At 54.5% G+C, this 15,887-nt stretch carries 11 protein-coding genes; 5 read left to right on the forward strand and 6 right to left on the reverse strand.

Annotation, left to right across the window (positions count from 1 at the left end; genetic code table 11):
* Positions 1-254 (forward strand): hypothetical protein (locus tag VK738_10970; GenBank protein ID HTD23168.1); only part of this gene is annotated, 254 nt, incomplete at its 5' end.
* Positions 255-552: 298 nt separating this feature from the next.
* Here VK738_10970 and VK738_10975 read toward each other — a convergent pair.
* From VK738_10975 to ilvD, 6 genes are all read right to left on the reverse strand, one after another.
* Positions 553-1,047 (reverse strand): cupin domain-containing protein, encoded by a 495-nt coding sequence (locus VK738_10975; GenBank protein HTD23169.1) that lies wholly within the window; start codon positions 1,045-1,047, stop codon positions 553-555.
* Positions 1,048-1,170: 123 nt separating this feature from the next.
* Positions 1,171-2,067 (reverse strand): LysR family transcriptional regulator, encoded by an 897-nt coding sequence (locus VK738_10980; protein HTD23170.1) that lies wholly within the window; start codon positions 2,065-2,067, stop codon positions 1,171-1,173.
* A 122-nt stretch (positions 2,068-2,189) separates the two neighbouring features.
* Positions 2,190-3,224, reverse strand: a complete 1,035-nt coding sequence (gene ilvC / locus VK738_10985; GenBank protein HTD23171.1) for a ketol-acid reductoisomerase — start codon at positions 3,222-3,224, stop codon at positions 2,190-2,192.
* Between the two features lie 31 nt (positions 3,225-3,255).
* Entirely contained in the window at positions 3,256-3,807 is a 552-nt protein-coding gene (gene ilvN / locus VK738_10990) for an acetolactate synthase small subunit (protein HTD23172.1), read from the reverse strand.
* A 34-nt stretch (positions 3,808-3,841) separates the two neighbouring features.
* Complete coding sequence (ilvB, locus tag VK738_10995) at positions 3,842-5,602, reverse strand: biosynthetic-type acetolactate synthase large subunit (protein HTD23173.1); 1,761 nt, start codon at positions 5,600-5,602, stop codon at positions 3,842-3,844.
* 8 nt (positions 5,603-5,610) lie between these two features.
* Complete coding sequence (gene ilvD / locus VK738_11000; GenBank protein HTD23174.1) at positions 5,611-7,284, reverse strand: dihydroxy-acid dehydratase; 1,674 nt, start codon at positions 7,282-7,284, stop codon at positions 5,611-5,613.
* Between the two features lie 449 nt (positions 7,285-7,733).
* On the opposite strand from ilvD, the gene VK738_11005 reads away from it, so the two are divergent.
* The 4 genes from VK738_11005 (at position 7,734) to glnD (ending at position 15,849) form a co-directional block, all read left to right on the forward strand.
* Positions 7,734-10,349, forward strand: coding sequence for a fibronectin type III domain-containing protein (locus tag VK738_11005; GenBank protein ID HTD23175.1), 2,616 nt, complete (start codon positions 7,734-7,736; stop codon positions 10,347-10,349).
* A 166-nt stretch (positions 10,350-10,515) separates the two neighbouring features.
* Positions 10,516-12,735 carry an endo-alpha-N-acetylgalactosaminidase family protein gene (locus VK738_11010; GenBank protein ID HTD23176.1) on the forward strand — a complete coding sequence of 740 codons (2,220 nt, stop codon included), beginning with the start codon at positions 10,516-10,518 and terminating at the stop codon, positions 12,733-12,735.
* A 105-nt stretch (positions 12,736-12,840) separates the two neighbouring features.
* On the forward strand, positions 12,841-13,179 hold the full coding sequence (locus VK738_11015) for a P-II family nitrogen regulator (GenBank protein ID HTD23177.1): 339 nt from the start codon (positions 12,841-12,843) through the stop codon (positions 13,177-13,179).
* A gap of 81 nt (positions 13,180-13,260) precedes the next feature.
* Positions 13,261-15,849, forward strand: coding sequence for a [protein-PII] uridylyltransferase (gene glnD, locus VK738_11020; GenBank protein ID HTD23178.1), 2,589 nt, complete (start codon positions 13,261-13,263; stop codon positions 15,847-15,849).
* Positions 15,850-15,887 lie beyond the last annotated feature (38 nt).

The raw sequence follows: 15,887 nt of genomic DNA on the forward strand, positions 1-15,887 counted from the left end.
GCACGAAAGCCATCAGCCCCTACTCCCCGGCCAACAAGCAAGACACACCAGAAGACAAACCAGATCTAGCCCGGCAAAACACCGTCAGCCCCGAATCCGCCGCCGGTGCAAATCAGCAAACGCCCCAGCGCTATGAACGGACCCTGCACGGAAATTCTCCCTTTCCCCCGTTCACAGTCCCTAAGCCGGAGAATAAAGCCCCGCAGCGAGAAGGCCTACGCCACCCCGACCGGAGTGACATACGTACGCTTTGAGAAAAAAAGGCAGATTCAACAGGTTTTAAAAAAAGCATTCCCAGGAATGCAGGGCCAAAGATTAAGGATGAGGCCCTTCGGTCTTTGAAAATTCATAAGAGCAGTATTCCGCCGCTAGAGCGATTTGTCTATGTGCGCCTCTGCGTTCCTCCGCGTCCTCTGCGGTGAGGCTAACTTTTCTGAGTACTGAGTACTGAGTACCGAGTACTGTTTTCCAACCAAGCCAGCAAGGGGGGTACCCCCTGAAAACCGGTCCCGCGGTTGAAAGCAGCCAGCTTTCTGAGAACTGAGAACCACTTTAAACCGGGTTTGATTTCTTGTTTTCATCCTGCGGGGAAATGTGGGTCACTGCTCCCGGGCCAACGGCGACGACAAAATATGTTGCAGGGGTGGATCCCGCATTTTTGATTCCGTGCACCTCGTTGGAAGCAACATAGGCAGCCGAGCCTGCTCCGATGACATGGGGCGTGCCGCTTATCGTGATTTCGACCGTTCCCTCCCGAACCAGCCAGAATTCAGAATGAGGATGATGATGAGGCGGATGAGGGGCGCCACCGGGCTCAAGGGTAGTCTCGTGCATTTCAACTTCCTCTCCTGTCGCCAGCTTGCCTTTCACAATCTGCCGGAACTGCGCGCCTTTGCCCTTTTCTACGGGCAGTTGATCAAACGCAATGGCGACGGAAGGCAATGAGGAAGAAGTGGAATCCGATGCGGCCAGAGCATTCGCAGACAAAGCGCTCAGGGCAAAAGCAGCCGGCAGAAGAGAGCATATTTCACGTCGTGTTGTGGGCATGTGTACCTCGGGTTATGTTATGAAGATGGGCTTGTTCCTGAGACGGAGCCCGCTCATAGAGAGCACTCCATCATAGTGCGGGATTATAGGAATTGGCTAGACCGTTTGTCCCAGTTCACAGTCTTATTCTGGTTGTTTTGCAGTGAGTTCTTTGCGGGCGAGCTCCGAAAAGGCAGAAGCTGCATGGGGAAGGCTGCGGTGCTTTTGAGAAATCAAACCTAACTCCCGCGATATCTCGAGCCCCTCGATCTTCAACAGCCGGACATCCCCCCGCTTCACGTTTTCGCGGGCAAAGGTCGAGCTGATCAATGAAACTCCGAAGCCGGCAGCCACGAAACGTTTAATCATGGTCAAGCTGGTGAGTTCCATCGTGATATTGAGGTTCTCACGGTAAGGACGCAGGTTTTTTTCGATTAATTTGCGGGTTGATCCCGTTTTAGGAATGATGAGCGGCTGCTGCGCCAGCTCTTCCATCGTAACCGACCGCTTGTTAAAAAGCGGACTGCCCGGACCAACCATCAGCAGAACTTTATCTTTAAAGAGAGGAACAACGTGAAGGCTGGGAGACTTGACCGGCAAGGTCACCATGCCAAGATCCAGCGCTCCATCTTCCACTTTTTCTATGACCTTATGGGTAAAGTTCCGGTAAACGCTGATCCTGATTTTCGGGAACATGCGGTGATACTTCGCGAACACCTTGGGCAGCACGTACAGAAAAGTGCCTTCATTGGCCCCAATGGAAAGAGTACCCACCGGAACGCCGTTGCGCTCGGCAATCGCCCGCAGGGAGTTGTGGCGGAGCGCAAGAAGTTGACGGGCATAATCCAGGATCACTTCCCCGGCCGGCGTAAGCCGCACTGATTTTGCCGTCCGGTCGAAGAGTCTGTGCCCGTACTCCTGCTCCAATTGGCGGATCTGGGCGCTTACCGCCGGTTGCGAGCGCAGGACCTTCTCCGCTGCGCGGGAAAAACTGCCTAGTTTGGCAACTTCTACAAACGTATTAAGCTGATCAAAATCCATATTCTTCAAATCATGCTAACACACGACCGCTGCGGAGACACTACAGCTTATGCTCGCGGACTCTGAACAGGAATCGCTTCAAAAGCTGAAGCCCCATTTATGAAATATTTATAAAACAAGTTCTACGCGGAAACCGTGTTGAGTAACTTCCCTTTTTTAACTTTCACCGGGTTCAGGAACGACATCATACCGCGCAGGTCTTCGCCGACGCGCTCAATCTGCTGGTCCTGCTCCTGATCGCGTTTCTCGTAAAACCATTTGCCGCCGGTCTCATTTTCGGCGATCCACTTTTTGGCAAAGGTGCCATCCTGTATTTCTTTCAACAGTTGCTTCATGACCTGCCTCGTCTCCTCGGTGATCAGGCGCGGACCGGCGGTGTAATCTCCGTATTCGGCGGTGTCGCTCACCGAATAACGCATGTAGCTCAGGCCGCCGCGATACATCAGGTCCACGATCAGCTTGAGTTCATGCATGCATTCGAAGTAAGCAAGCTCAGGTTGGTATCCGGCTTCAACCAGGGTCTCAAATCCGGCCTTGATGAGATGGCTCACGCCGCCGCAGAGCACGGACTGCTCGCCGAACAGATCGGTCTCGGTTTCCTCTGCGAATGTGGTTTCCAGCACCCCTGCGCGCGTGCAACCGAGTCCTTTGGCGTAAGACAAGGTCAAGGCGCGGGCATTTCCACTGGGATCCTGATGCACGGCAAAGAGCGCCGGCGTGCCGCTGCCTTCGACGTAAAGCTCGCGCACACGGTGTCCGGGAGACTTGGGCGCAACCATACTCACATCAACCTTGGGCGGCGGAGTCACTGTGCCGTAATGGATATTAAAGCCGTGGGCGAACATCAGCATTTTGCCAGCCGCGAGATGCTGCTCGATTTCCTTTTTGTAGAGCGCTGCCGTTTTTGTGTCGGGCACAAGCAGCATGATGACGTCGGCCCAGGCGGCGGCTTCCGCGGGCGTTACGACCGTGAATCCATCGGCCTGAGCGCGGGAGCGCGAAGCGCTCGAAGCGGGCAAGCCCACGCGAACTGAGACGCCGCTATCACGCAGATTCTGTGCGTGCGCGTGGCCCTGGGAGCCGTAGCCGATAATCGCGACCTTCTTCTGCTGAATCAACGCGAGGTCTGCATTATTTTCCAAATAGATTTTTGCCATAATGTCTGTATTTTCTCCAAAAATATTTTAGTTAAACCGAACGGGCAATGTTTTGAGTATTGCCTGTCACTGAGTCATTGAAAGAAGAAATGGTATTTTGCGATGCCAGCGAACTGCAGCCAGCCATGGCAACGTGCCCGGTGCACACCATCTCCAGAATGCGGTAGGGACGCAGAATTTCTACAAACTCATCAATCTTTTCCTTTGTTCCGGTGAACTGCAGGATCAGGGCCTCTGAACCGGCTTCCACAATCTGCGCGCCATGCTTGCCTATAATTTCGTGGACGCGCGCTTTCGTCTCAGCGCTTATGGCCACTTTGATCAGAGCCATATCGCGCGAGACGTAGGATTCCGTTATGTTCTGTATGCGCAGAATATTCACGAGCTTGTACAGATTGGCTTCAATGCGCAAGGCGCCGTGTTCATCGGTATCCACCACAATGGTCATACGTGAAACGCCGGGCACCTCGGTGCGTCCAACCGTCAAGGTCTCGATATTGAATGCGCGCCGGCGGAACAGAATCGCCACGCGCGCCAGCACGCCTGGTTTATCTTCGACGTAAACAACGAATGTGTTCAGCATAACAATCTCTCTATCACTTTCATTTTTACTACCCTTACCACTCCATCTCGGTATCGGCGATGGGATTGGGGCGGCGAATCATGTCCTTCAGATCGGCGCCGGCCGGGACCATCGGATAAACCGTATCTTCCTGCTCGACGCGGAAGTTAATCAGCATGGGCCCATCATGTTCGCGGGCTTCGCGAATCGCAGGAATCACGCCTGAACGCTGGGTCACCGTCGCCGCACGAATGCCAAATGCTTCGGCGAGCTTGGCGAAATCAGGATTGACCAAGGGTGATGCCGCGTAGTTACGGGAATAAAAGAACTCCTGCCACTGGCGTACCATGCCGAGGTAGCCGTTGTTGATAATGGCAATGTGGACCTTAATTTTTTCCTGGAAGATGGTGGCCAGTTCGCACATGGTCATCTGAAAGCCGCCGTCTCCGACGATTACCCAGACTTCCGCTTCAGGCCGCGCAACCTTTGCGCCGATTGCGGCCGGCAGGGCGAATCCCATCGTGCCCAACCCGCCAGAGGTAATAAGGGAACGCGGAGAGTTGTGGTGATAGTACTGTGCCTCCCACATCTGGTGCTGTCCTACGTCGGTCACCACCACCGCGTTGCCGCCGGTCTCGCGCCATAGATCATTGATCACGTGCGCAGCATAGAGGTGGCCGCTATCGGGAAGGTTTTGAATGTCGCGTACCACCGAATCCCCCCTGAGTTCTTTAATGTGTTGAACCCACTCGGGATGCTTGGGAGTTGACTCCAGCTTGGGTTGCAGCTCACGCAATACTTCCTTGAGATCACCCACCAGTGCGACATCAACTTTCACGTTCTTGTTGATCTCGGCAGGATCAATCTCAACGTGGATCTTCTTGGCGTTCTTCGCATAGGTGCTGAGGTTGCCGGTCACGCGATCATCGAAGCGCATGCCCAGGGCAATCAGCAGGTCAGCTTCCTGGATGGCGTTGTTGACCCAGGCCTCGCCATGCATTCCCATCATGCCGAGATTCAACGGATGCGAAGCCGGAATCCCGCCCAGCCCCAGAAGCGTAACCGCAACTGGTATATCGAGGTGCTCCACCAGCTTGCAAACTTCCTGCGTAGCGCCCGAAAGGATAATGCCGTGTCCGGCAAGAATAATGGGCCGCTTTGAAGTACGGATCAGTTCAATCGCCTTTTCGTAGTCACGTGCACTGGGAGAAAGATCGGGACGATAGCCAGGCAGTTGGGGCGCGGCTGCTTCCCAATCGAAAATACAGGAGCTCTGTTGTGCGTCCTTGGTGATATCAATCAAAACCGGTCCAGGACGCCCTGACTGCGCGATATAACATGCTTCCCGTACCGTGCGTGCAATATCTTCCGCTCGGGTAACAAGATAGTTGTGCTTGGTGATGGGCAGAGTGATACCGGTGATATCAACTTCCTGAAAGGCATCGCTGCCAATAAACTTGCTGCCTACCTGTCCGGTAATACAAACCACGGGCGAAGAATCGAGCATGGCGGTGGCAATGCCCGTGACCATGTTCGTCGCACCTGGCCCGGAGGTTGCCATGGCCACGCCAACTTTGCCGCTGGCGCGAGCGAATCCGTCGGCCATGTGGGTTGCGCCCTGCTCGTGCCGCACCAATATGTGCCGAATGGATGAATGCTTGAGCGCGTCATAGACAGGAAGAATTGCGCCTCCGGGATATCCAAAGACGGTTTGCACACCTTCCCGCTCCAGCGAGGCCCACAAAATCTGTGCGCCGGTCATCTTGTCGTTGGCAGGAGCTTGCACCTGCGATTGCACGGCTGTTGTTGTGCTCATAGCATCCTCTATACCGTTACCGCTCCCACAGAAGCTGAAGAGACAGTGCTTGCATACTTGGCGAAAACGCCGGTCGCGAAGCGGGGCTTGGGCGGCTGCCAGTTGCGCAAACGCTCTTCGATTTCCGAGTCTGAAATTTCCACGGAGAGTTGGCGCTTATCAACATCAAAAACGACGATGTCGCCATCGCGCACGGCAGCTATAGGTCCGCGGCAGACAGCTTCGGGGGCGACGTGCCCGGCCATAAGACCGCGGGTCGCGCCTGAGAAGCGTCCGTCAGTAAGTAAGGCCACGGATTCTCCCAGGCCGGCACCTGTCAGTGCCGCAGTAACCGCCAACATCTCTCTCATACCCGGACCGCCGCGCGGACCTTCATTGCGGATGACCAGCACGTCATTTGGGCGGATCTTGTTTTCTTGCACCGCAGCAAAAGCATCTTCTTCACATTCGAATACGCGCGCGGGGCCGCGATGCTGATGGCGCGTGTGTCCGCTGAGCTTGACCACGCAACCTTCGGGCGCGAGGTTTCCTTTGAGAATCACCAGACCGCCAGATGCGCTAAGTGGCTTGGAGAGCGGCAGCACAACTTCTTGTCCTTTATTCTCTTTCGCCTCTTTCGCCTCTTGTGCAAGCGTTCTACCGGTCACTGTCTTACAGCTTCCATTGAGGATTCCTGCTTCGATGAGACGTTGCGCGACCAGCCGTGTCCCCCCAGCCTCATAGAGGTCTGTGGCAACAAAGCGTCCGCCAGGTTTTAGGTCTGCAATGAGCGGCACGCGGCGGCTGATGCAGTCGAAGTCGTTGATGTCGAGCTTCAATCCGATCTCGTGCGCAATCGCCAACAGATGAAGCACAGCGTTGGTCGAACCCGCGCTGGCGGCCACACTGGAGATTGCGTTTTCCAGTGACTCGCGCGTGATGATGTCGCTGGGAACCACGTTTTCTTTGACCAGCCGGACAACGGTTCTGCCAACAGCTTGCGCGGCCAGATGCTTCTCGGGAACCATGGCCGGGATTTCGTTGGCGCCCATGGGCGAGATTCCCAAAAATTCACAAGCCATGGACATGGTGTTCGCCGTGAACTGACCACCACAGGCACCCGCTCCGGGACAAGCCTGCTGCTCGATCTCACAGAACTCAGCGTCAGACATCGCTCCGCGAGCGTGCGCGCCCACGGCTTCGAAAACATCCTGGATGGTGACGTTCTTTTCGTGAAATTTGCCAGGCGCTATCGAGCCACCGTACAGCATCACGCCAGGGATGTTCAGCCGCGCCAGCGCCATTACCGTTCCGGGGATGGTTTTATCGCATCCGGAAAGGGCCACGATGCCGTCAAAAAGATTGCCGCGCGCTACCAGCTCGATGGAATCTGCAATGACCTCACGGCTCACCAGCGAGGCGCGCATTCCTTCACTGCCCATAGTGATGCCATCGGAGATGGAGACCGTGTTGAACTCCATGGGGGTCGCGCCGGCCTCGCGAATTCCCTTCTTGATCTCCTCGGCGAGCTCGCGCAGATGGTAGTTGCAGGGACCAATCTCGGTCCAAGTATTGGCTACACCGATGATGGGCTTGGCCAGATCTTCCGGCGTGAAGCCGATGGCGCGCAACATTGCCCGGGCCGGCGCACGACTCGGGCCCGCCATAATTGCGGCACTACGCTTGGGGTTTCCGTTGTTCACGTTTATCACTATCCGTCATGTTGCCAGTCATGGCTAACTTGTTTGTTTGTAATCAAGAGGCACTTTATTGTGCCCCACCTGGGAACTCTGGTTAATAAGCTGCAAACCTATTTTTAAACGACTGAGACGTATAAGCCAAGGTTATAATTATTATAACTTTATAAGCAAACGTTTTGATATTTAGTTTATTTATATGAGCTTGGCTCAATAACATGCACCTGCATGGAAAAGCGGTATCTGCGCCAGCGAAGTGTTCCGGTAGCGCGCTTTTCATATTTTAATATTTGAAACGATTATTTTTTGTATTGAATTTCAGGCATACATCGTATACCTTCCTCGGTTTGCGCACTGCAGCAACAAAACTCCCCTGCCCGGGCACAACTAATCATTGCGCTCTGGGTTTGCATCGAATTTGTATTGAAATCTTCGAATTTTTCTGAGGTCATTCCATGAAGTCATTTTTCGCGCTCTTGTGCTGCGTCTTAATCTCTGTAATTCCCGGCATTGCTGCTCCTGCTTCTCAAGGTCGGGCCATTTACGTCTCGCCTGGTGGGGATGACAAAAATCCTGGGACCAAAAACCAACCCATACGCACGTTGGAACATGCTCGCGACCTGGTGCGCGCCATCGACCAAAAAATGAGCGGTGATATCACGGTATATCTCCGTGGAGGTGTTTACCGGTTGGATGGGCCCTTAACGCTGGACTCGAGCGATTCGGGCACAAACGGCCACAATGTAATCTACACGGCCGTTGCCGGACAAAAACCGGTAATCAGCGGCGGAGTGCAGGTCACAGGTTGGAAGGTTTTGGACGCCGGCAAAAATCTCTGGTCGGCGCCGACGCCCGCGGTCCTCAAGAACACTCGCCAGCTTTATGTTGATGGCGTGCGCGCACTGCGGGCACGAGGACGCCTGCCGGTGAGCGTCACCAAGACCGACACCGGATATGAGGCCATCTCTTCTGCAATGGCCGTGTGGAAAAACCAGAGTGATATTGAGTTTGTTTATACCGGTGGGAATTCGCTGTGGTCGGAGGGCTCATTCGGCCTGGGCTCTTGGACTGAGCCACGCTGTCCCGTAGCCAGCATCCAGGGCACAACGATCACGATGGCGCAGCCCTGCTGGGACAACTCCACCAAGCGCGTGATGTTGCCCAACGTCAGGCGGACGGCAAATCTTGTTGGTCCAGCTAGCGTGGGCAAAGAACCTGCGTATGTCGAGAACGCCTTCGAATTGCTAGGGACGCCCGGCCAGTGGTATTTCGACCGGTCGGCGGGCATCATCTATTATGTACCACGGCCGGGGGAGGACCTAAGCAAGGCAGATGTTGAAGTTCCTGTTTTGGAAAAGCTCATCTCTGCTCAAGGTACAAAAGATAGTCCCATCCACCATATTGTCTTTTCTCATCTGCAGTTTTCATATGCCACATGGCTACAGCCGAGCGGCGGCGAAGGCTTTCCAGAAATCCAGGCCAACTACATGGTCACGGGGCAAGGCGGGTACGCCACGCAAGGTCTGTGCAAGCTGGCTCCGAGTGGCGACTGCCCTTACGGGGCATGGACAAAGATTCCCGGAAACGTCTCTTTTATCTATGACAACAATATCCAGTTTCTGAATGATGCCTTTGTACATCTGGGAGCGGCGGGCCTTACGCTCGGGAATGGATCGCAGTCTGACTTAGTTCAAGGCAACGTCTTTACAGATATCTCTGGCAATGGGCTGGGACTCGGAGACGTCAATCTACCGCTGGCAACGGGCAGCGAGATTACCAGCGACAATCGGATTCTCAACAATCATCTTTATAACGTCGCAACTGAGTATCACGGTGGCATTGGAATTGACGTAGGCTATGCGCAGCGGACGCTGGTGCAATATAACCAGATTGACCACACTCCCTATACGGGAATTTCGATGGGCTGGGGAGGCTGGCCCGATAAGATCCAGCAAGCCGGACAGGCAAACTTCTCGCAAAACAACGTGGTTGCCAACAACCTGATCTTCAATCACATGCTGCTGCTCTCCGATGGCGGAGGCATTTACACACAGGGCCTCACCGGCCCCACACTCAGCAATGGCGAGAAGCTCGTGGGGAACGTCATCTACAACCAATTCGGCACCGGTCATGGCATCTATACGGATAACGGCTGCAAAAACGTTACTGCCAGGAACAATGTCCTCTTCCACACCAACCACGACAACTGGGGTGGACGTCACAAGGATTACTACGGCGGCGGCGACGGCAAGAATTACGATGCGTTTGACTTCGAGGGGAACTATTGGCAGCAGGGCGATCCGGATGTTTCGGAGAAGAACGTGACCTTGAGCAACAACCACATCATCAACGCACTTGATCAGGCGTCGGAACAAGTCCTACAAAGTGCTGGTTTACGTGCAGAATACAAAGGTATTCTCAATGAACACTTTAGCAATCCCAGCGCACCGGAACCACCCAGCCGCGTGGCTGCTGCGGCTGGCGACGGCATTGCTTTCGTGGCCTGGAACCCGTCGGTATTCGAAGGCGGCGCGCCCGTCGAGTCGTACACAGTAACTTCTTCTAAGGGCGACAAAGCGACGATCTCTTCGGCTGATTTTTGGACGAACGGATACGTCAAGTTCTCTGGGCTTACGAACGACACTGACTACACGTTCGCCGTCACGGCCACAAATGCCAACGGAACCAGTTCGCCATCTTTGCCCTCGCGTACGGTCACGCCGAGCGCTAAGGGGATTCATCCGCCTTCGGCACCCACGAACATCGAGGCATTTGCCGGCGAGGGCGCAGTCAGCATTCACTTTCAGACTCCGGAAAACGACGGCGGCAGCCCCATCACGGCGTACGCCTTCATCGTGCATCCGGGAGAACGCAAAGTCGTGTTGACGGGACGCCCAGTACTCACGCTCGGTGGCAGGCATTCCAGCTTTGGAGTGGTTGACGGACTGCAAAGCGGGCAATCGTACAGCTTCGATGTGGCCGCAATCAATGCTGCCGGCCAAGGAGACACAGCGACCATCAAAGCCATTAAGGTTGAACGCAATAAATCGAGTAAACGCGACAGACATTAAAAGGTTATGGCGTAAGTTTACCTGCTCCGCACGGCATGTAAGCACTGAAGTTTTACAAGTTAAAACAGAATCGAACTTCCAAACTTTATCGAGGTGTTCTCACCGTATGAAAGAGCACAGCAATAAAATTCATCGGCGTGTATTTCTTAAAATGAGCGCTGCTGGTTTGGCCGCATTAGCCGCCAGTCCTTTGCAGTTCAGTTGGGCAGAGGGCGCTGATTTACCTACTCGGAATAAACCTGAGAAACCTGTTCTGCTGAAATCTTCAGATTTGGAAGTTACTCTCGATTCGAAAGATGGATTGCCTTACGGGTACAAGCTGCTGCGCAGCAAAGCGCAATTCCGAGGAGAAGACTACGGGAACAAGATCAGAGTCACAGTATGCGATCGCAATCAATGGAAATTCTTACCCGTACCTGTCACCGCCTCTACTGTAAAGACAACCAAGAGCCATGCAGATTTTCATTTTGAGGCTTCTCAAGATGGCAAACCTGCGGTGAGCTTCACCGTCCGCTACCATCTCGACGGTTCAACGCTCACTGTCACCCTGGAAGATGTGCAAGAAAACGAAGGCTTTGAACTGATTGAAGTCGCCCTGCCACATTTGGCCACCGTGCGCGAAGAAGATGGTGCCGCATGGCTCGCTCACGGAGAAAACGGCGGCAATCTCGCGATACTGAGTCAGGCCAAGGCCGGAAGCTTGCCTCCGAACCGATTCTGGGGAAATGTTCTGGCTTCTTTGCCCATAGTGATGATCGGAACCGACCGCGCTATTTGCGTGCAGGAAGTAACGGCATTCATGGATGGCACCGCATTGGAAGTGGCCGGAGCAGACGGCCATCGGCGGGCCTCGCTCGGCACTACCAAGACCTACCGCGTGAATGGCAGTGGGTGCTACGACCTGAACCTCGACCCTGGCAAGAATACCCTAAATTGTGGAACCAACCACACGCCGAATCTGCTGATCGGACAAAAATCCTCGTGCCGTCTGGATTTCATTACCGACGTTGATGTGAACGGCGCCGTGGACTGGCTGGATGGCGCCAAGTTCGTACGCCAACACATGCCGGCCATTCCCACACATTATTACGACGACAAACTGGCCTATGGCATTCATTGCGACGAGCCGCACTTTGAAAAGCCGGGAGCGACGTTCGAACAAGCCGAGGGCTTGATCGCCAAGGTAGCGGCGCTCATTGATCAGTCACCGCAGATCGTCCATCTCTGGGGCTGGCAATATCGCGGCAAAGATACTGGATATCCCGCAGTAGCTGAAGTGAACCAAAGAGTCGGCGGATATGACGGTCTGATGCACCTGATGCAACAAGGTCCTAAGTACAACTGCAATGTTACTTTCTCTGACAATTACGACGACGCCTACAAGAGCAGCCCGGCGTGGAACCCGGATATCATCGCACGGCGGCCTGATGGCGAGCTGTGGGAGAGCCGCAATTGGACGGGCGAGAACTCTTACATCGTTGGCCTCGCCAAATACATGAAGGGTCCAGGCCTCGAGCGTGTCCGCTACACCTGCGAACACTATAAGCTGCGCGAGAGCACACATGTGGATGTGCTTTCTTATTATTCAATCCGGAATGACTGGGACCCGGCCCATCCCGCCAGCGGGGTGAAGAACCTGCTGGAGGGCCGCTACAAAGTCCTCGAAGAGTTCGCCAAGTACAAAGTAGACGTAAGTTCTGAAGCCTTGCGCTACGCATTCATCGGCAAGATCAGCTCTTTCTGGTATCCCCCGAGTCCGACGCCCTGTCCATTCGGCGGCAAACCCATACCTATGCTGGCCACCATCTACCGGAAAAGCGCCACATGGGGCAACGCAGGTGGAGGTGGCAGACGGGCCACTACTACTCCAGCGGAGCGAGCGCTCAATCTGTTGTTTTACAACGCGTCTCCGCACACCTTCATCACGGTGGATACGGACCTGCGGAACTTCATTGAATCCTATTATTTAATGTGGGTGCCATGGTTTAAGCTGAACCACCGCAACATCGAAACCTTCCACCGCGATGGAGAGCGCACCATTATCGGCCTGGAGGGAAATTCAAAAATTGATCTGGACTGGGCCAATAAAACCTACTCCGTAACTTTGGATGGTGTCGAAGTCGCGCGGGATGGCAGCACTTTCTGTCCTGTGGACGACGAGCGCATTGCCCTTTACTCCACAACCGAAAAAGAATTGTCGGCCACGTTGCCCAGCGGATGGGATGCAGCAAAAGTTGCCGTGATCGCTCTCTCAACGGAAAAAGCAATGCCGTTGCAGGCTAAAACCGAAAACGGCAAGGTGACTGTTTCCCTTCCCGCGCAACAGCCGGCCATGGTTTACCGTGACGGCGAGAAGGCAAAAAAGAGGTTGCTTTCTGCGGGTTGATTTCTTGAATTCACACCCGGTTTTTCAAGTTGGCGGAAATTTAGTCCATTGAGAACCCTCATGCTAGGATGAGTGTCTATTTATTCTTTACGAGGCACATTGCTTATGACAAAGGTAGAGGCAGTCATTCAGTCTTCGAAGCTGGAATCGGTCAAAGAGGCGCTCCTGGAGGCTGGAGTCGAGGGCATGACCGTGATTGAGGTCCGCGGTCATGGACGGCAGAAAGGCCACACAGAATTTTATCGAGGACGCGAGTACACGGTAGACTTGCTGCCCAAAATAAAACTGGAAATGGTGCTGGCTGACGAGTTGGTGGAAAAGGCGGTACAAACCATCATCGCCTCTTCCCGCACGGGAAAAATCGGCGATGGCAAGATTTTCCTGTCACGCATTGATGAAGCCATTCGTATCCGTAACGAAGAAAGAGGGGTCGCGGCGCTGTAATTTTACTGAGGCTTCTCCACACCTGCATTCACGAGAAGCTGAGACGTAGCAAGCTACGTCTCTACAGAAAAATCGACATCTATGTCAGCACAGCCATACATCACCGACCTGCGCGATCAGTATGTGAACGAATCCGCGCGCATTCGGCAGGCCTTTGAGGCTTCCGCAGATGGCGCCACGGCTTCGCGGCAACGCTCAGACCTGATGGATGGCATTATTATCAGCCTGTGCCAGCAGGTTCTTTCCCCTGAACTAAAGCATTTGAACGGGGTCAGCGTTGTCGGCCTGGGTGGTTACGGCAGAAGCTTGCTGCTGCCACACTCCGATGTTGATCTGCTGGTTGTATTCGACAACGAACATACCGAGAGCAAATTCAAAAGCCAGCTTGGTCGCGTTTGCCAGGAAATGTGGGACATGAAGATCAAGCTGCGTCCTACGACCCGCATCCTGCAGGAATGCTCCAAGCTTGACCGTGAGAACGTGGAATTCACCATTTCCCTGCTCGACTGCCGGCTGGTGACAGGCGACCGCAAATTGTTCAATACGCTGCACGACACGATCATCCCAGAGCTGGTGAACCGTGAATGGCAGCCTCTGGTGCAACTGCTTTCTGACCTGACCAAGGGCCGCCACACGAAATACGGAAACACAATCTTTCACCTGGAACCTAATATCAAGGAGTGCCCCGGCGGATTGCGCGATCACAATGCCGCCTGCTGGTTTGCCCTGCTTGCAGTCCTGGAAAAGCAGCGAGCGTGGCCAGAGGCGGGATCTTTGCTCGCGGGGCCGCTACAAAATGAGTTGCAGACAGCGCTCGATTTCCTGCTGTCACTTCGCTGTTTTCTGCACTACCGCTACGGGCGAGACGACAACACGTTAAGCTGGGAGGCACAGGACGAGGCCGCAGCGCGTCGCATTGGCGTGAGCAATCACACGATTGCGGCTGCCGCCGACTGGATGCGCATTTACTTCAAACATGCGCGCACCATCCATAGCGTGGCCAAACAATATCTCGATGAAGTCCCGGGCGCACGCTCGTCGCTCTACAAGCAGTTTCAGCGCTGGCGATCGCGGGTGTCGAATGCGGACTTCTCGGTCGTCAACGGCCGAATTTTATTGCAACAATCTTCAGCCGTGCCCGCTCCTGATCTGATTCTTCGCGCCTTTGAGTTCATGGCCCACCACGGCTTCAAGCTGGCCCGCGATACCGAACGGCGCTTTGCGCAGGCGCTGGCTGCGATCACTGAGGATGAATTGCAAAAGGTCAGTGTCTGGGCGCATCTGCGGCAGATCCTGATTTCGCCTTACGCCAGCCAGACGCTGCGGGCAATGCATGGGTTAGGACTGCTTAAGCTCATCGTTCCCGAATATGAACTGATTGATTCACTGGTCATCCGCGACTTTCACCACCGCTACACCGTGGATGAGCACTCGTTCCTTACCATCGAGACTTTGCACAAACTGAAAGAGCCGGGTTCGGACTGGGAGCGGCGTTACTCGGAGATCCTGGCCGAGTTGGAAAAGCCTGAACTGTTGTATCTGGCGCTGCTGCTTCATGACACGGGCAAGGGCTTGCCGACGGGGCACCACGTCCAGGGAAGCTTGCAGCTCGCAGAGGAGACTCTCAAGCGACTTGGACTCTCGCCCGAGGAGAGCGACCTGGTGAAGTTTCTGATTGGCGGGCACCTGGATATGTCGGCAGCGTTGCGCCGCGACATCTTCGAGGTAACAACCATCCGCGCCTTCGCGGCCAAGATGGGGGACCCGGAGCGTCTCAAGATGCTTTGCCTGCTCACGTTTGCCGATATCAGTTCGGTCAATCCAGAGGCCATGACGCCATGGAAGGCGGAAAATCTGTGGCAACTCTATATCGCCACCACCAATTACCTGAACCGCAGCGTGGATGAAGATCGCTTCCACGCGGCCACGGAAGCAGCAACGCTGGAGCGCCTCAGCAAGCTGGCCCACAAACGCAAAGACGAACTGCAACGATTCCTGGAAGGACTGCCGCAACGGTATTTAAGAAGCCACACGCCGGAGCAGATCATAGCCCACATGGAAATGGCTGGGCATCTGCGGAACCATCCGGTACAGCTTACCTTGAATCACTCGCGTGATCTCTATGAGTTCACCATCGTTACCCCTGACAAGCCATTTTTATTTTCTACCATCGCGGGGATACTTTCTGCCTGGGGGATGGACATCGTCAAGGCAGGAGCTTTTTCCAACCAGGCAGAGATCATTGTTGACACTTTTTACTTCAAAGATCGCTTTCGGACTTTGGAGTTAAATCCTTCCGAGCACGAGCGCTTCAAGCGCAGCGTGGTGCAAGTACTGGACGGCGATGACACCCTGGAACGACTGATGCAAGGACGAGCGGCAAGCAAGCAGCCGCCGGTGAAGATCAGCGTAGAAACCAAGCTCAACTTCGATAACGACTGCTCTTCGCATAGCACACTGTTAGAAGTAATTGCCCAGGACCGTCCCGGCCTGCTCTACCAAATTACCTCGCGCGTAGCCCATTGCAAGTTCAACCTGGAAGTCGCCTTGATTGATACTGAGGGCCAGATGGCGATCGATGTGTTCTATTTGACGCATAACGGCGCCAAGCTCACGGAAGCGCAGCAGCGACAATTGCATCGGGCGATTTTGGAAGAACTGAATCGGTGAGAAAGCCTTCGGTCAGTCCCTAGTCCTCAGTCCTTAGT

The organism is Terriglobales bacterium, assembly GCA_035487355.1.
GTDB lineage: Bacteria > Acidobacteriota > Terriglobia > Terriglobales > Acidobacteriaceae > QIAW01.